The 15,582-nt window shown below is 74.4% G+C and carries 14 protein-coding genes; 6 read left to right on the forward strand and 8 right to left on the reverse strand.

Annotated features, from left to right (window positions below; all coding sequences use genetic code 11):
- Positions 1-1,050 (reverse strand): zinc-binding dehydrogenase, encoded by a 1,050-nt coding sequence (locus tag ACFOSY_RS05455; protein ID WP_394305785.1) that lies wholly within the window; start codon positions 1,048-1,050, stop codon positions 1-3.
- Between the two features lie 90 nt (positions 1,051-1,140).
- Here ACFOSY_RS05455 and ACFOSY_RS05460 point away from each other — a divergent pair, with 90 nt between their 5' ends.
- Positions 1,141-1,719: a TetR/AcrR family transcriptional regulator gene (locus ACFOSY_RS05460; RefSeq protein ID WP_394305567.1), complete on the forward strand. Its 579-nt coding sequence runs from the start codon at positions 1,141-1,143 to the stop codon at positions 1,717-1,719.
- A 10-nt stretch (positions 1,720-1,729) separates the two neighbouring features.
- On the opposite strand, the gene ACFOSY_RS05465 is transcribed toward ACFOSY_RS05460, so the two are convergent.
- Entirely contained in the window at positions 1,730-2,197 is a 468-nt protein-coding gene (locus ACFOSY_RS05465) for a universal stress protein (protein WP_394305568.1), read from the reverse strand.
- A 162-nt stretch (positions 2,198-2,359) separates the two neighbouring features.
- Entirely contained in the window at positions 2,360-3,505 is a 1,146-nt protein-coding gene (locus ACFOSY_RS05470; protein WP_394305569.1) for a DUF3103 family protein, read from the reverse strand.
- A 239-nt stretch (positions 3,506-3,744) separates the two neighbouring features.
- On the opposite strand from ACFOSY_RS05470, the gene ACFOSY_RS05475 reads away from it, so the two are divergent.
- The 3 genes from ACFOSY_RS05475 to ACFOSY_RS05485 all read left to right on the forward strand — a co-directional run bounded on the left by ACFOSY_RS05475 (position 3,745) and on the right by ACFOSY_RS05485 (position 8,937).
- Positions 3,745-5,913, forward strand: a complete 2,169-nt coding sequence (locus ACFOSY_RS05475) for an FUSC family protein (protein ID WP_394305570.1) — start codon at positions 3,745-3,747, stop codon at positions 5,911-5,913.
- Positions 5,914-6,084: 171 nt separating this feature from the next.
- The gene (locus ACFOSY_RS05480; RefSeq protein ID WP_394305571.1) at positions 6,085-7,644 is read left to right on the forward strand and encodes an SDR family oxidoreductase; all 1,560 of its coding nucleotides are present in this window, start codon (positions 6,085-6,087) and stop codon (positions 7,642-7,644) included.
- Between the two features lie 150 nt (positions 7,645-7,794).
- Positions 7,795-8,937: a polyprenyl synthetase family protein gene (locus ACFOSY_RS05485; RefSeq protein WP_394305572.1), complete on the forward strand. Its 1,143-nt coding sequence runs from the start codon at positions 7,795-7,797 to the stop codon at positions 8,935-8,937.
- Between the two features lie 57 nt (positions 8,938-8,994).
- Here ACFOSY_RS05485 and ACFOSY_RS05490 read toward each other — a convergent pair whose 3' ends face one another.
- Positions 8,995-9,573: a Dps family protein gene (locus ACFOSY_RS05490; protein WP_031019049.1), complete on the reverse strand. Its 579-nt coding sequence runs from the start codon at positions 9,571-9,573 to the stop codon at positions 8,995-8,997.
- A 183-nt stretch (positions 9,574-9,756) separates the two neighbouring features.
- On the opposite strand from ACFOSY_RS05490, the gene ACFOSY_RS05495 reads away from it, so the two are divergent.
- Complete coding sequence (locus tag ACFOSY_RS05495; protein ID WP_394305573.1) at positions 9,757-10,257, forward strand: N-acetyltransferase; 501 nt, start codon at positions 9,757-9,759, stop codon at positions 10,255-10,257.
- 2 nt (positions 10,258-10,259) lie between these two features.
- Here the strand turns inward: ACFOSY_RS05495 and ACFOSY_RS05500 are convergent, their stop codons facing one another.
- Positions 10,260-11,165, reverse strand: coding sequence for an AraC family transcriptional regulator (locus ACFOSY_RS05500; RefSeq protein ID WP_394305574.1), 906 nt, complete (start codon positions 11,163-11,165; stop codon positions 10,260-10,262).
- Between the two features lie 229 nt (positions 11,166-11,394).
- Between ACFOSY_RS05500 and ACFOSY_RS05505 the strand changes: the two genes are divergently transcribed.
- Positions 11,395-11,541 carry a hypothetical protein gene (locus ACFOSY_RS05505; RefSeq protein ID WP_394305575.1) on the forward strand — a complete coding sequence of 49 codons (147 nt, stop codon included), beginning with the start codon at positions 11,395-11,397 and terminating at the stop codon, positions 11,539-11,541.
- Here ACFOSY_RS05505 and ACFOSY_RS05510 read toward each other — a convergent pair.
- The 3 genes from ACFOSY_RS05510 to ACFOSY_RS05520 form a co-directional block, all read right to left on the reverse strand.
- Entirely contained in the window at positions 11,531-11,905 is a 375-nt protein-coding gene (locus ACFOSY_RS05510) for a hypothetical protein (protein WP_394305576.1), read from the reverse strand. The two genes, ACFOSY_RS05505 and ACFOSY_RS05510, sit on opposite strands and share 11 nt — an antisense overlap.
- Positions 11,905-13,620 carry an aa3-type cytochrome oxidase subunit I gene (ctaD, locus tag ACFOSY_RS05515; protein WP_394305577.1) on the reverse strand — a complete coding sequence of 572 codons (1,716 nt, stop codon included), beginning with the start codon at positions 13,618-13,620 and terminating at the stop codon, positions 11,905-11,907. Before ctaD ends, ACFOSY_RS05510 begins: the two co-directional genes overlap by 1 nt.
- A gap of 144 nt (positions 13,621-13,764) precedes the next feature.
- Positions 13,765-15,507 carry a SpoIIE family protein phosphatase gene (locus tag ACFOSY_RS05520; protein ID WP_394305578.1) on the reverse strand — a complete coding sequence of 581 codons (1,743 nt, stop codon included), beginning with the start codon at positions 15,505-15,507 and terminating at the stop codon, positions 13,765-13,767.
- Between the last annotated feature and the right edge of the window lie 75 nt (positions 15,508-15,582).

The raw sequence follows: 15,582 nt of genomic DNA on the forward strand, positions 1-15,582 counted from the left end.
TCAGCGCGCCGCCGGCGCCCCGGGGTGCAGGACGATCTTGCCGACGTGCTCCCTGCGGGCGAGTTCCTCCTGCGCCGACGCGGCCCGCCCCAGCGGGTACGTGGCGGCGACGACCGGTGCGACGGCGGCCCGCCGGGCCAGGTCCATCAGCAGGCCGAAGTGCGCCGGCGTGTGCATCGCGGAGCCGATCACCTGGGCGTTGTGGAGGTAGAGACGGCGGACGTCCAGGGTCACCTCGTACCCGCCGAGCGCCCCGGCGATCACCCAGCGTCCGCCCTCCCGCAGCAGCGGCACTCCGTCGCTCACCAGTTCCCCGGCGACCACGTCCAGCGCCACGTCGACGCCCTCGGGCGCGGCGGCGCGGATGCCGGCGACGACGTCCCCCGCCCGGTCGACGACGGCGTGCGCGCCCGCCTCGCGTACGGCGTCCGTCTTGGGGCCGCTGCTGACGGCGACCACCCGGGCGCCCCGGGCGCGGGCGATCTGCACCGCCGCGAGCCCGACGCCGCCGGACGCGCCCGTCACCAGGACGGTCTCCCCCTCCCGCATCCGGCCGCGTTCGATCATGCCGAGCGCCGTGCCGTAGGCGGTGGGCAGGCAGGCGAGCTGGTCGTCGGTGAGCGGGGAGCCGGTGACGTCGTGCAGGCGCTCCAGCGGGGCGACGACGAACTCGGCGTAACCGCCGTCGCGTTCACTGCCCATCAGGCCCACCGGGTGGGCGTCCGGGCCGTCGCCGTCGTAGAGCGCCGGGTCGACCACCACGCGGCGGCCGACGAGACCCGCGTCGCCGCCGGGGCCCACGGCCTCGACCCGGCCGGCCACGTCGGCGCCCTGGACACGGGGAAAGGCGACGGGTCCGCGCCAGCCCGAGCGCGCCTCCGGGTCGCCGGGGCGGCCGTAGGCGCCCTCGCGGGTCCACAGGTCGGTGTTGTTCAGGGCCACCGCCGCGACCCGTACCAGTGCCTCGCCGTCTCCTGGGACGGGCACGGGCACGTCGGTCACCTCCAGCACCTCCGGTCCCCCGTGCCGCGTGATGCGTACCGCGCGCATGTGCTCGGACAAGGTCCTCGCCTCCTCGCGGGTATACTGATCTGTATACCTCGCATCCCACCGTACACCGATCAGTGAAGGTCCGTGCGCATGGACACCGGCAGTGACGCCCCTCCCCTGACGCCGGCCGGGCGTCGCATCGTCGACGCGGCCGAGGAGCTGTTCTACGAGCGCGGCATCACGGCGGTCGGCGTGGACCTGATCGCCGAGCACTCCGGCGTGACCAAGCGGACGCTGTACAACCGCTTCGGGTCGAAGGACAACCTCGTGGCGGCGTATCTCGCCGAGCGCGACCGGCGCTGGCGGTCGGCGGTCCGCGCGGCGGTGGACGCGAGCGGCAGCGCCGAGGAGGCGGTCACCGCGCCGTTCGAGGCGCTGCGGAGCTGGACGGCGACGTACACCCGGGGGTGCGCCTTCCTCAACGCCCTGGGCGAGCTGCCCGATCCGCGGCACCCCGGACACCGTGTCGCCGCGGAGCAGAAGCGGTGGCTGCTCGGCCTGTTCGAGGAGCTGGCCACGGCGGCCGGCCGCCACGGACCGGCCGCGCTCGCCACCCGGCTGTTCGTGCTGCACGAGGGCGCGGTGGCCACCGCGCCCCTGTCCCCCGGGACCGTCGCGGCGGCCGGGGATCTGGCGCGGGAGCTGGTGCGGGCGGCCGTGCGAGGGTGAGCCGCAGCGCTCAGGCGTCCTCGCCGACACCGGTGACGGTGTCCTCCCGGACCACGACGACCGGGCAGGCGGCGTGCTGCACGCAGTGCTGGGCGACGGAGCCGAGGAGGAGACCGGCGAAGCCGCCCAGGCCCCGGCTGCCCACCACGAGCAGGGACGCGTCACGCGCCGCGCGCAGCAGCACACTGGCCGGCGTTCCGTACCGCACCTCCGTGCGCACGTCCGCCGACGGGTGTGCGCCCAGCGTCTCCTCGACGCACCGGGTCAGGTCCTCGCGCGCCCTGGCCTCCAGGGCCTCCTCGTCACCGCTCGACGGGGGCAGCCAGCCCAGCGCGCCGTGGTACTGCGGGTAGTCCCAGGAGGTCAGCGCCAGCACCGTCCCTCCGGTGAGCGCGGCCTGGCGGGCCGCCCAGCGCAGCGCCTGGCGCGAGGACGGCGAGCCGTCCACCCCGACCACGATGCGGTCCTGATCGCCCACGGTCTCTCCTCACGCTCGGCGGGCCGGGGCGGCAGGCGCGAGCCCCGCCCGGTTCCCAGCCTCCGGCGGGGAGCGCCGGTTGCCGAGCCCGGCGGGTCCGGGCGGGGCAGCGGGGCCGCACGGCGGACGGATCCGTCGCGAGGCCCCGAGGGGGGGAGAACCTCAGAGTTCCTGCACGAAGTACGGCTCGAGGGTCATCCAGCCGTTGCCGCGCGCCCCGTACCGGGTGCCGTTGTCGGTGCGGGCGAGGGTGTACCAGGAGTCGACGTAGTCCGGGTCGTCCGTCCACCAGTCGTCCGGGATGGCGTCCAGCACGGCGTTCACCAGCGGGATGTACGCGCCCTGGTCGGTGACGGTGAGCAGGATGGCGGCGATGGCCTTGGCGAGGTCGCGGTAGTTGGTGCTGCCGTCGTCCTCCATCATCACGGCGTCGGCCAGGTCGTACTTGTACGACGACCAGTTGACCAGGATCTGCTGGGGCCGGTACACGGTGCCGTCGTCGTCCAGGTACGGCATGTCGACGGGGTCCACCCGCACCTTGCCGTCGTGCCCGAAGCCGGTGACGAGGGTGTAGATCTCGGCGTCGCCCTTGATCCAGGGCTCCTCGTCGTCGGAGAGGGAGACCGCGCCGATGCGCGTGGTCCAGAAGCCCGCGGCGGCGGCCGAGGTGCGTGCCCGCTTCGGCTCGGCTGCCGGGGCGGCGGACCGCACGCCACGGCGGGCGAGTTCCTCGTGGAGGACGTCCAGGCCGGCGGCCAGCGCGCGGGAGCCGTCGAGGTCGACGACGTACACGGGGCGCGCCGGGGTCTCGCGGGCGTCGAGCGTGTGGGTCCCGCCCTCGCCGTCGTACGCGGTGACGGGGCCGTCGTCCGAGGTGGCGGCGGCGACCCAGGGTTCTGTCCCGGCAGTCAGCGCGCCGCGCATGGACGGGTCGCCGAGCCGCAGCCGCAGCAAGGGGCCGACGCCCGGGCCGAGGCCCTTGGCGGCGGCGATCCGGTGGTCGGCCGAGGCGAGGGTGGTCTTGAGGGCGCCGTCGGCGAGGGCCGTGACGGCGACCTCGTGCGAGGTGAGGGCGGCCTGGCGGACGCGGGCGCGCCAGGCGGGGTCGGTGAGCGCGGCGGCGATCGCCCGCGCGGCCGCGTCCTCGGCGGCGTGGACCTCGGACGCGGCTGACGTGCGGACGTGCGGGGTGGACGTCGGGGCGGCGGTGGCCTGCGGGGCGGCGAGGGTCTGGCCGGCGCACAGGACGGCCAGGGTCGTCGCGGCGGCGGCGAGGGCGCCGCGGCGGCGGAGGTGACGGGGTCTCACGTGGATCGAGCCTCCTGGGACGAGTGGTCGACAGGGCACTGTGTGGAGCTCGCGAGCGTGAACCGTGCGGGATCCCTGCGGATCTATGCGGGTAGATACCCGCGAGTAGCGATAATGACGGTGCCATGACAGGTGACGCAAGAGGGCGTCCGCGGCGGTCGGCCGGTCGGGCGGTCCCGTCGCGTGCGCCGGTGCGGCCCGCCCGTCGTGGCGTGCCGGTCCCGGCAGGATGGTGCGCCATGTGGCACCGGGAACGCCCCGACGGGCACGCGCGTTCCTGGCGGGCCTTGCTGCCGGAGCGGCCGTCGCGGGCGGACTCCGCGGCCGCGGTCCGGCGCGCGGTCCGTGTCACGGTCGCCGCCGTCGCCGGGTTCTACCCCGCGATCCATCTGCTGGACCGTCCGGTGCTCGCGCTCTACACGCTGTTCGTCCCGGTCGCCTTCGGGCTCCTCTCGCCGCTTCCCGGTGCGGGACGCCGCCGCGCCGGCACCGTGCTGCGCGCCGTGCCGGCCGCCGCCGCGCTGATCACGCTCGGCACGTACCTCGCGGCGGCGACCTGGTCGGCGGCGCTCGGCATGCTGCTCGTGGGGTTCGTGCTGGTGACCGGCGCCTCCCTCGGGCCCCGGGCGGCCGGCGTCGTCCCGGCCCTCCAGCTCTGCTACATCCTGGCCTGCTTCCCGCCGTACGCGCCCGGGACGCTGTCGGACCGGCTCGCCGGGCTCGCCGTCGGCGCGACGGCGACGGCCCTGTGCGAACGGCTGCTGCTGCCGGAGCCCGAGCAGCCGTCGTACCGCTCCAGCGTCGCCGACGGACTGGAGCTCGCCGCGCGCGCCGTGCGTGACCTGCTGCGGGGCGGCGCCGACGGCCGGGAGACGGCCGAACGACTGCGGGCGGCGGGCCGGGAGCTGCGCCTGTCACGGACGGCGCCCGGTGTCCGGCCCACCGGGGCGGGTGCGCGGGACCGTGCGCTGGCCCAGGCCGGCTACGCGACCCGCCGGTTCCTCGACCTGCTCGCCGTCCTCGCCCCGCTGCTGCGCCCGCCGGCCGACCTGCCCTCGGCCACGCTGCTGCGCGGGCTCGCCACCGCCTGCGCCGACGAGGCCGCCGCCCTGCGCGGCTCGCGCCCGGCGCCCGGCTTTCAGCGGATCGAGGAGATGATCGAGCGGTACGCGGCCGCGCGGGGCGTGCCCCCGGACCTGCGCGGGGACCCGCATCCGCTGCTGCGCCGGCAGTCGACGCTGCTGGCCGCCGCGGTGTCCGCCGTGACGGTGAGCGCGGCCGTCGCCCTGACGGACGGACGGCGCCGGCCGACGACCGCACTGCCGGTCGAGCAGTTCTGGTACGCCGGCGCGTCCACACCCCGGCTGTGGTGGGTGCGGATCGCCGACCACCTCACCCCGCGCTCCGTCGTCTTCCAGAACGCGGTCCGTACGGCCTCCGGGCTGGCGCTGGCCCGGCTGGTCGCGGGGTCGCTGGATCTGTCGCACGGCTTCTGGGTGCTGCTGGGCATGCTGACGCTGGGCCGTACCACGGCGGGCGCCACCTGGTCCGCGGTGCGGTCGGCGACGGCGGGGACGCTGGTCGGGTCGCTCGCGGCCGGTGTGCTGCTGGTGTCGGCGGGCGACGCGACCGAGGTCTACGCGGCGCTGCTGGTGCCGATGATGCTGGTGGCGTTCTCGGCGGGGCCCGTCGGCGGGCCCGCCTGGGGCCAGGGACTGTTCACGCTGGTGGTGTCCACGGCGTTCGCGCAGATCGCCCCGGTGACCTGGCAATTGGCGGAGGCCCGGATCGTCGACGTGCTGACGGGCAGTGTGATCGGCCTGGTGTGCGGGGTGCTGGCCTGGCCCGCCGGCGCCCGCGGCGAGATGCGGCGCGGCGCCGCCGCCCTGCTCCGCGCCACCGCGCCGCTGATCCGGGTCACCGTGGAGCGGGCGGCGACCGGACGCTCCGCGCCCACGGCCCGCGCCGACACGGCGGCGGCGCTGCGGCGGGCGCTGCTGGACTGGCGTATCGCCCACGCCGCGTACGCGCAGCTGCGCACCGAGCCCCCGCCCCGGCGTCCCGTGGACACCGGGCCCGACTGGCTCGCCGCGCTCAACTTCGGCTCCCGTGTGCTGACCGGCACCTCCTGGCTGCCCTGGTCCGAGGGGTCGGCGTGGCCGCCCGACGCGAAGTCCTGGGCGCGCGAGGCGACGGAGGAGGTGGTGTCGGCGACGCTGCGGGCGGCGGCCTTCCCGGCGGACGGCGTGACCGTACGGCCGCCGCCGCTGCCGCCGGGGATCCTGACGCGGCTTCCGGCGCCGTCCGTGTCGCATCTGGTCGACGTGGAGGTGTGGCTGCACGCGCTCGCCTCCGACCTGGCGGCGGCCGTGGGGCCGGGCGGCACGGTGGAGGGCCGCCTCTGGTGACAGTCGCCCGCCCGGTCGCCCACCCGGTCACCCGTACGGCCCCGTCACCGGACGCCTTCCTGCCGCGTTCGCCCCACGCGGCGCCGGACAGCGCGCGGTGGCGCGCGTGTGCGGTGAGGATCGGTACAGCGACGAGGTTCGGTACGGGTGTCGCATCGACCGTGCGGAGGGATGACCGTGGACGGGCAGGGGCGAGAAGGCGGGGCGGGACTGCACTGCCTGGTCACCGGGGCGTCGGGCTACATCGGCGGACGGCTGGTCCCCGACCTCCTCGACGCCGGCCACCGGGTGCGCTGCCTGGCCCGCTCCCCCGACAAGCTGCGCGACCACCCCTGGGCGCCGGACGTCGAGACGGTGCGCGGCGACGTCACCGACGCGGCGTCCGTGGCCGGGGCGATGCGGGGCGTCGACGTGGCGTACTACCTGGTCCACGCGCTGGGCAGCGGCGCGGACTTCGAGGACACCGACCGCCGGGCGGCCCGCACGTTCGCCGAGCAGGCGCACGCGGCCGGAGTGCGCCGGATCGTCTACCTCGGCGGGCTCACCCCGTACGGGGTGCCGGAGCACACGCTGTCGCCGCACCTGCGGTCCCGCGCCGAGGTGGGGCGGATCTTCCTCGACTCGCCGGTGCCCGCGACGGTGCTGCGGGCGGCCGTAGTCATCGGCTCGGGTTCCGCGTCGTTCGAGATGCTGCGCTATCTGACCGAGCGGCTGCCCATGATGGTGACCCCCAGCTGGGTGCACACCCGCACCCAGCCGGTCGCGGTGCGCGACGTGCTGCACTACCTGGTCGCCTCGGCCTCGATGCCGCCCGACGTCGACCGGGCCTTCGACATCGGCGGCCCGGACGTGCTGACGTACCGCGACATGATGCGCCGCTACGCCGAGGTCGCCGGGCTGCGCCGGCGGGTCATCGTGCCGGTGCCGGTGCTCACCCCCGGGCTGTCGAGCCACTGGGTCGGGCTGGTCACCCCGGTGCCCGCCGGCATCGCCCGGCCGCTCACCGAGTCACTGCGCCACGAGGTGGTGTGCCGTGAGCACGACATCGCGCGGTACGTGCCCGACGCCCCCGGCCGGCCTCTGCCCTTCGACGAGGCGCTGCGGCTGGCGCTGGCGCGGGTGCGGGAGGCGCAGGTCGCCACCCGCTGGTCGTCCGCCTCGGTGCCGGGCGCGCCGAGCGATCCGCTGCCCACCGACCCCCGGTGGGCGGGCGGCAGCCTCTACCGGGACGAGCGGGACCAGGTGGTGCCCGCGTCGCCCGAGGCGCTGTGGAAGGTGATCGAGGGCATCGGCGGCGAGCACGGCTGGTACTCCTTCCCGCTGGCGTGGGCGGTGCGCGGGCGGCTGGACCGGATCGTGGGCGGGGTCGGGCTGCGCCGCGGACGCCGTGACCCGCACCGGCTGCGGGCGGGCGACTCGCTGGACTTCTGGCGGGTGGAGGAGATCGAGCCGGGGCGGCTGCTGCGGCTGCGCGCCGAGATGCGGCTGCCGGGTCTGGCGTGGCTGGAGCTGCGTGTGGACACGGACGAGGCGGGCCGCACCCGGTACCGGCAGCGCGCCCTGTTCCATCCGCGGGGTCTGCTGGGCCACGCGTACTGGTGGTCGGTGTCGCCCTTCCACGCCCTCGTGTTCGGCGGGATGGCCCGCAACATCGCGCTCGCGGCGGCCGAGGGCGCGGACGGGCCGGGCAGCCGGCGGACCGGCCGGCGCCGCGAAGGCGTCCGTCGCTGATGCCCGGGCCCGCGCCCGGGGCGCCCCGCGTACGGACCGGAGCGCCGCTCCGGGCGGTCACGCGAACCGGGGAAGGTCGTCGGGCCCGTTCGCGGGTACCCGGTGGCGAACGCGAGCGTGCGGGCGACGGACGAGGTGAAGGGGCTGTGCATGCGTGAACTGCGGTCGGCGGCGGAGGAACCGGCGGACCGGGCCGGTGGACCTCTCACCGCCGACGCCGCGACCAGGGCCGTACGACGGGTCCTGGGCGAGGTGCTGGACGAGCGGATGTCGCAGGCGTACGACCTCGACGCCGTGTTCGCCCGTGACATGGCGGGCCGCGTCTCCGCGTTCGCCCGGCGGGGCGGGAAGCGGCTGCGCACGGCGTTCGCCTGGTGCGGCTGGCGGGCCGGCGGCGGCACGGGCGACCCCGGCCCGCTGCTGCGCACGGGCGTGGCGCTCGAACTGGTGCAGACGTGCGCGCTCGTCCACGACGACGTGATGGACCGGTCGCATCTGCGGCGCGGGGCGCCCTCGATGCATGTGGATCTGGCGCGGATGCACCGGGCGGAGGGCATGACGGGCGGCGCTGAGTCGTTCGGACACTCGGCGGCGGTGCTCGCCGGCGACCTGGCCCTGGCCTGGGCGGACGACCTGATGACGGAGACCGCGCTCGCCGTGCCGAACGGGCCGCGCCTGTACCAGGAGTGGCGGGCGATGCGCGAGGAGATGGTGGCCGGGCAGTACCGCGACCTCCAGGCGCAGGCGGCCGGCGCGTCCGGTGTCGAGGAGGCGCTGACCATCGCGACGCTGAAGAGCGCCCTCTACACGGTGGAGCGGCCGCTGGCCCTCGGCGCTGCGTTGGCCGGGGCTGACGAGGCGGTGACGGCGGCGCTGCGCGCGGCCGGCCGGTGCGCCGGGCTCGCCTTCCAGCTGCGGGACGACTTGCTGGGCGCCTTCGGCGATCCGGCGCTGACCGGGAAGCCGGCGGGCGACGACCTGCGGGCCCGCAAGCTCACCTATCTGCTGGCCGTGGCTCTGGAACTGGGCGCGGCGACCGGGGACGAGGAGGCCGTCGCGCTCCTCTCCCCCGGCGTGCGGGCGCTGCCGGAGCGCGCCGTGGAGGGCGTACGGGCGGCGCTGGAGCGGACGGGCGCCCGGGACGTGGTGGAGGCGAAGATCGCCGAGCTGGCGGACTCCGCGCTGCGGCACTTCGGCGGGACGGACGCGGACGACGCGGTGCGGCGGGAGTTCGCCGGGCTGGTCGCCCGGGCGTCGGGCGTCACGGCCGCGCAGGTGCGGGAAGCGGTGTGAGGCCGGCGGCCCGCCGATGTCCTTGAGCGTGGCGGGCCGCCGGTTCGTGCGGGCCGGTCAGGGCTGGCGGCGTGCCTGCTCGGCGGCCTGGCCGGCGGCGCCGGTCTCGGTGGTGGCGCCGCGCGTGCTGAGCTTGCCGCCGCTGGACTCGAGATGGGCGCGGACGAACCACTGGAACAGCTCCAGGCCGCGCAGCTGCTCGATGAGCATGTCCTGGGTGACCGGGTCGGACTCCTCGGTCTCCCGCATGGCCTCCCGGTGGTCCTCGATGACGTTCGTGTACACCAGGTCGAGCGCGCCCAGGTGCTCGATCGCCTCGGCCCGGCCGATGGAGTAGTCGCTCCAGGAGCGGGCGGCGACCAGCGCGCCGGGGGTGCCGTCCGGCTCGCCGCCGAGGGTGGAGATCCGCTCGGCGATGTCGTCGGTCATGTCCCGCACCTTGTCGACCTGGGGGTCGATCATCTCGTGCACGGCGATGAAGTGCGGTCCGACGACGTTCCAGTGCACGTGCTTCAGCGTCAGATGGAGGTCGTTGAGGGCGTGGAGTCGCATCTGCAACAGCTCGATGATCCGTCCGCTGTCCTGGGTGCGCAGGCCCGGCACGGTGTACGAGGGGTCGGCAGGCTGTGACGGCACGAGGGGCTCCTTGCGATGGTCCGATGCTCGAACATCCAGATAAGCGGTTCATCGGCCGTTTGCGGCCTTCACCGCCGCGCACCCCCGCGCGTCTCACCGGTCTGGAGCAGCGCACCTCGGCGGTCGCGGCCGGCGCGCATATTCCTTTGCCGGGCGGGACGGGCGCGTGGTTGGCTCCGGCCCATGAGCTGGCTTCCGCGTGACTTCGTCCACCCCCTGCACGTCGACGTCCCCGGCGGGGCGGGCCATCGGCTGCGCCCGATCAGCGGCGCCGACGCGCCGCTGGACTACCCGACCGTGATGGGGTCGCGCGAGCGGCTGTGGTCCATTTTCGGCCCCGCCTGGGGCTGGCCCTCGGCCACCATGACGTACGAGGCGAACCTCGCCGATCTGGAGCGGCACGCGGCCGAGATCGAGGCGCACGAGTCGTTCAACTACACGCTCGAGAACGCGGAGCGCACGGCGCTGCGCGGCTGCGTCTACATCGACCCGCCGGAGAAGGAGGGCGCGGACGCCGAGATCTCCTGGTGGGTGGTGGACGACGAGGTGGGCGGGCCGCTGGAGCGGGCGCTGGAGGCGTTCGTACCGCGGTGGATCGCCGAGGACTGGCCGTTCGAGCGGCCCCGCTTCATCGGCCGTGACCTCACCTGGGAGGAGTGGCTGAAGCTGCCCGACCTCGCCTGAGGTCAGGGCGTCAGTGCCGCGGGGGCCTGTCCCGCCTCGCGGAGGCGGGCCGCGTCACGGCTCGGGGGCGCGCCGAACAGGCGCCGGTACTCCCGGCTGAACTGGGAGGGGTTGTCGTAGCCGACGCGCCGTCCGACGGCGGTGACGTCGCCCGGGCGGGTGGCCAGCAGCAGCCGGGCCTGCTGGAGCCGGATCTGCTTCTGGAACTGGATGGGGCTCATCGCCGTCACCGCCTGGAAGTTGCGGTGGAACGCGGAGACGCTCATGCCGGTCATCCGCGCCACGTCCTCCACCCGGAAGGACTCGGCGTAGTTCTCGCGGATCCAGCGCACGGCCCGCGAGACATGGCTGAGGCCGCTGTCGGCGAGCCCCAACTGCCGTACAGCGGCCCCCTGTTCACCGGTCATCAGGCGCCAGAGGATCTCCCGCACGATCATCGGTGCGAGCACCTCGCGGTCGCGCGGCTGGTCGAACAGCCGCAGCAGCCGGACGACCGCGTCAAGGAGCGGCTCCGGGGCGTCGCTGACGGCGAGCGCGGAGGGCGCCCCGCCGGACCGGGGCAGCCCGCCGGGTCCGGCCCGCAGCAGGAGTTCGGCGATGGCGGAGGGGTCCAGATCGAGTCCGAAGCCGAGGGCCGGGCGGTCGGGGCCGATGTCGAGCCAGTGGCCGGTGACGGGCAGGTCGACGGAGGCGATCAGGTACTGGCCGGGGCCGTACTCGTAGACGCGGTCGCCGAGGGCGAGACGTTTGGCGCCCTGCGCGACGACGGCGAGGACCGTGCCGGACATGGAGGGTCCCGGAGGGTCCTGCCGGTCGATCCGCGAGACATGGACGCCGTCGACGGGCGTGGTCCCGTCGGGACGGGCGTACCGCTCCAGCAGTGTGCGCAGCTCGTCGAGGAGGGCCATGGCCCCATTGCAGCACAGACCGCGGCGCGGCACTCCCGGAGCTGAGAGGATCGTGCAAGGAGCGGGGAGGATCGCTCCGACGTTCACGCAGCTCAGCGCCCTTCAATGGAGCCACAGCACTCCACTGGGCGGAAGAAGGCCGCCATGATCGTCCACCAACGGCTTCCAGGCCACGATGCCCCGCCCGCCCGGGCCGGGGCAAGGAGCTCGCCGAGCTCTCCTCACCGGCATGGACGAGGGAAACCCCGTGGCGAGCGAGCACTGCGTCGTCCATCTCGTCTCCCGGTCCGTCTCCGACCCGGACGTCGTCCACATCACCGAGGGCTGGACGAGCAGGTCGGTGGCAGCCGGTCGCGCGGCTGCGGTCAGCGCGTGAACAGCCAGAGCGTCGCGTTGATCCCCGTGGCGCAGGTCAGCAGGCCGGATGCCCAGGCCACGTGGCGTCTGAGGAGGGCGCCGCGCAGTTCGGTGTACCGGGCCTCGTACTCGCGGCGCAGTTCGTCGGCGCGGCGGACCGTGGTCCGCAGCATCTGCCGGGTGAGGTCGATGCGCCGGTCGACGTAGCGCCGGGTGAGGTCCTCGGCCTGACCGGTGGTCAGCCAGGGCAGGTCGGCGCAGAGCGCCTCCGCCTCCCGGCGCGCCTCGGCGAGGTGGAAGCGCGCCAGCACGATGCCCTCCGCCTCGGCCAGGACGGCCGAGGCGTCGTGCGCGAGGGCCCGACGGGACCGCGACCTGGGCATCAGCGGTCGCCCTTGTGGCCGCCAGGGTCGATGACGTCGCGCTTCCCGGTGTTCTCCGCCTGGTCGACGCCGGCCAGGGCCGGGTGGCGCAGGTCGAAGGCGGGCGACTCGGAGCGGATGCGGGGCAGGGTGACGAAGTTGTGGCGGGGCGGCGGGCAGGAGGTGGCCCACTCCAGCGAACGCCCGTATCCCCAGGGGTCGTCGACCTCGATCTTCACGCCCTTCTGCGCCGTCTTCCAGACGTTGTAGAGGAAGGGCAGCGTCGACAGGCCGAGCAGGAAGGCGCCGATGGAGGAGACCGTGTTGAGGGCGGTGAACCCGTCGGCGGCGAGGTAGTCGGCGTAGCGGCGCGGCATGCCCTCCGCGCCCAGCCAGTGCTGCAGCAGGAAGGTGGTGTGGAAGCCGACGAACAGCGTCCAGAAGTGCACCTTCTCCAGACGGTGGTCGAGCATGGTGCCGGTCATCTTCGGCCACCAGAAGCTGAATCCGCCGAACATGGCGAACACGATCGTGCCGAACAGCACGTAGTGGAAGTGGGCGACGACGAAGTAGCTGTCGTGGACGTGGAAGTCCATGGGCGGGGACGCCAGCAGCACACCCGTCAGGCCGCCGAAGAGGAAGGTGACGAGAAAGCCCGTCGCCCACAGCATCGGTGGTTCGAAGGAGAGGCTGCCCTTCCACATGGTGCCGATCCAGTTGAAGAACTTCACGCCCGTCGGCACGGCGATGAGGAAGCTCATGAACGAGAAGAACGGCAGCAGCACCGCGCCGGTGGCGAACATGTGGTGGGCCCACACCGTGACGGACAGGCCGGTGATGGTGATGGTCGCCCCGACGAGCCCCATGTACCCGAAGATCGGCTTGCGGGAGAACACCGGGATGATCTCGCTGACCACGCCGAAGAACGGCAGCGCCAGGATGTAGACCTCGGGGTGTCCGAAGAACCAGAACAGGTGCTGCCACAGCAGCGCGCCGCCGTTCTCCGGCTCGAAGATCCGCGCGCCGAACCGCCGGTCCGCCTCCAGGGCGAGCAGCGCCGCCGCGAGCACCGGGAAGGCCAGCAGCACCAGCAGCGAGGTGAGCAGCACGTTCCAGGTGAAGATCGGCATGCGGAACATGGTCATGCCGGGCGCGCGCATGCAGATGATCGTGGTGACGAAGTTGACGGCGCCGAGGATCGTCCCGAAGCCGGACAGGGCCAGGCCCATGATCCACAGGTCGCCGCCCTCGGTCGGCATGCGCTCGCCGCCGCTGAGCGGCGTGTACGCCGTCCACCCGAAGTCCGCGGCGCCCTGGGGCGTGAGGAAGCTGGACATCACGATGAGCCCGCCGAAGGCGAACAGCCAGTACGACAGCATGTTCAGCCGGGGGAACGCCACATCCGGGGAGCCGATCTGGAGCGGCATGATCGCGTTGGCGAACCCGGCGAAGGTGGGCGTCGCGAACAGCAGCAGCATGATCGTGCCGTGCATGGTGAAGGACTGGTTGTACTGCTCCTGGGACACGATCTGCAGCCCGGGCCGGGCCAGTTCCGCGCGGATCACCATGGCGAACAGGCCGCCCACCAGGAAGAAGACGAACGAGGTGATCAGATAGAGGTGCCCGATCTTCTTGTGGTCGGTGGTCGTCAGCCAGGAGACGACCACGCGCCCCCTCCCTCGTCGTCCCTCCGCCGCCGGCACCGGGGAAAGAGGTTCAGTCGTGTGTGTCGCCATCGATTTCCTTCGGGTCACTACGCGGAGATCGGCCGGGGGAGGAACGCACGCCGCTGCAGGCGCGATCGGCACGCGGGTGCCGGACCGACGCTATGTCAGGTGACCCGGCGTCGGGTTCTGACACCCGCCGAGCGGACGACGACTTCACCCGCGCGAGTGGTGTCGCTCCACGTGCTCCGGGCGGGCGCCGACGCGGACCACGAGAAGGGCGACGTCGTCGTCGTTGTCCGCGGGACGGGCCCGGTGGAGCAGTTCGTCGGCGAACACCTCGACCGGGCGGTGGGCGAGCGCGGCGGCGTGCCGGCGCAGCCGCTCCAGCCCTTCGTCGATGGGGTGGCTCGGTGCCTCGATCAGCCCGTCCGTGTAGAGGACGAGGGTCGAGCCCGGCGGCAGGACCGTCGATCCGTCGGCGCGCGGCCGGTCGGTGCCGGTGCCCAGCAGCATCCCGCCGCCGTCCGTGAGGTACCCGGCCACGCCCTCGCGGGTGACCAGCAGCGGGGGCGGGTGGCCGGCGTTGGTCCAGGACAGCGTCCACCGCCCCTCCTCGTCCGTGCCGAGGACGGCGAGCACCAGGGTGGCCATGGAGACGTCGGTGATGCGCAGCACGGCGCGGTCCACCCGCTCGACGACCCGGCCGGGCGGCTCGTGCCGGGAGGACCAGGCGTAGGAGCGCAGCACGTTGCGGAGCTGGGCCATGCCCGCGGCGGCGTCCAGGTCGTGTCCGGAGACGTCGCCGATGACCAGGGCGGTGTCGCCGTCCCCGAGGGTGAAGGCGTCGTACCAGTCGCCGCCGACGTGGGAGGCGTCCGGCGCGGGCAGGTAGCGGGACGTCGTCTCCAGGCCGGGGACGCGCGGCAGCTGGGGCAGCAGGTAGCGCTGCATGGTCTCGGCGACCTTGCGCTGCCGCTGGTAGAGGCGGGCGTTGTCCAGGGCCAGTCCGGCGCGGCGGGTGATGTCCTCCAGCAGGGTGAGGTCGGCGGGGGTGAACGCGTCGGCCTGTTCGGAGCGGCCGAGGGTCAGGGCGCCGAGGACCTCGCGCAGACCGCGGATGGGGGCGATGGCCGCCGAGTGCATGCCCGTGGCCTCGAACAGCCGGCGCTGCTCGACGGCGATGCCCGAGTCGGGGGACCGCTCGTAGGTGTCGGGTCCCGCGATGGTCGAGGAGACGCCCCGCAGGGCCCGGGACAGCGGCATCGAGGACTCGGCCGGGACGGGCGCCATCGGCCCTTCGAGGTCGCGGAGGGAGACCGGGACGCCGTCCTCGAGGTGCACCACCTTGGTGCGCCACACCTCGTCGCGTTCGCTGATCAGGTCGATCACCGCCCAGTCCGCGAGGCGCGGCAGCACCAGGGTCACCAGCCGGCGCAGCGCCTCGTCGACGGACAGGGTGGACGTCAGCTGGGTGGTCATCTCCGCCAGCAGGGCGAGCCGCTCCAGCTCGTCGAGCGCCCCTACGCGGGCGGCGGCCGGGCCGGGCGTCTCGGCGGCGGCCTCGTGGGGGTGGAAGAGGACGAGGGCGCTGGTGTCGTCGGTGCCGGTGTCGTAGGGCGTGATGCTCCAGGCGATGGGGAGCAGCGTGCCGTCGCCCTTCTCGAACCACTCGCCGTCGTCCTGGGCGGGCCGGCCCGCGAGGAAGGCGGGCCGCATACGGCAGTGCGAGGTCGGCACGGTCTCGCCGTGGGCGTTGCGGTGCAGCAGGTCGTGCGCGTCGGCGCCGACGAGTGCCGCGGCGGGCCGGCCGAGCAGCCGCTCGGCGACGGCGTTGACGGCGAGGATCGTCCCGCGGCCGTCGACCACGTACGCGCCGGTGCCGATCGCGGTGAGCGCGTCACCCGTCGCGCCGGCCCGCCCGGCGCCGGGGCGTGGCCCTTCGCCCGCCGTCTCCATGTTCCCTCCTCGCCGGCCGTCGCTCGGGGAACCGGTCGGTTCCCGCGGTTCCGAGTGCCCGGCCGGACCGTCGCG

The sequence above is a fragment of the Streptomyces lusitanus genome (assembly GCF_042647945.1).
GTDB lineage: Bacteria > Actinomycetota > Actinomycetes > Streptomycetales > Streptomycetaceae > Streptomyces > Streptomyces pseudogriseolus.

Bases quoted from the DNA above. Each gene is read 5' to 3' on its own strand.
- ACFOSY_RS05460 (WP_394305567.1), top strand. From the start codon at position 1,141: ATGGACACCGGCAGTGACGCCCCTCCCCTGACGCCGGCCGGGCGTCGC.
- ACFOSY_RS05500 (WP_394305574.1), bottom strand. From the start codon at position 11,165: ATGGCCCTCCTCGACGAGCTGCGCACACTGCTGGAGCGGTACGCCCGT.
- ACFOSY_RS05510 (WP_394305576.1), bottom strand. From the start codon at position 11,905: ATGCCCAGGTCGCGGTCCCGTCGGGCCCTCGCGCACGACGCCTCGGCC.
- ACFOSY_RS05505 (WP_394305575.1), top strand. From the start codon at position 11,395: ATGGACGAGGGAAACCCCGTGGCGAGCGAGCACTGCGTCGTCCATCTC.
- ACFOSY_RS05495 (WP_394305573.1), top strand. From the start codon at position 9,757: ATGAGCTGGCTTCCGCGTGACTTCGTCCACCCCCTGCACGTCGACGTC.
- ACFOSY_RS05455 (WP_394305785.1), bottom strand. From the start codon at position 1,050: ATGCGCGCGGTACGCATCACGCGGCACGGGGGACCGGAGGTGCTGGAG.
- ACFOSY_RS05480 (WP_394305571.1), top strand. From the start codon at position 6,085: ATGACCGTGGACGGGCAGGGGCGAGAAGGCGGGGCGGGACTGCACTGC.
- ACFOSY_RS05520 (WP_394305578.1), bottom strand. From the start codon at position 15,507: ATGGAGACGGCGGGCGAAGGGCCACGCCCCGGCGCCGGGCGGGCCGGC.
- ctaD (WP_394305577.1), bottom strand. From the start codon at position 13,620: ATGGCGACACACACGACTGAACCTCTTTCCCCGGTGCCGGCGGCGGAG.
- ACFOSY_RS05475 (WP_394305570.1), top strand. From the start codon at position 3,745: ATGTGGCACCGGGAACGCCCCGACGGGCACGCGCGTTCCTGGCGGGCC.
- ACFOSY_RS05485 (WP_394305572.1), top strand. From the start codon at position 7,795: ATGCGTGAACTGCGGTCGGCGGCGGAGGAACCGGCGGACCGGGCCGGT.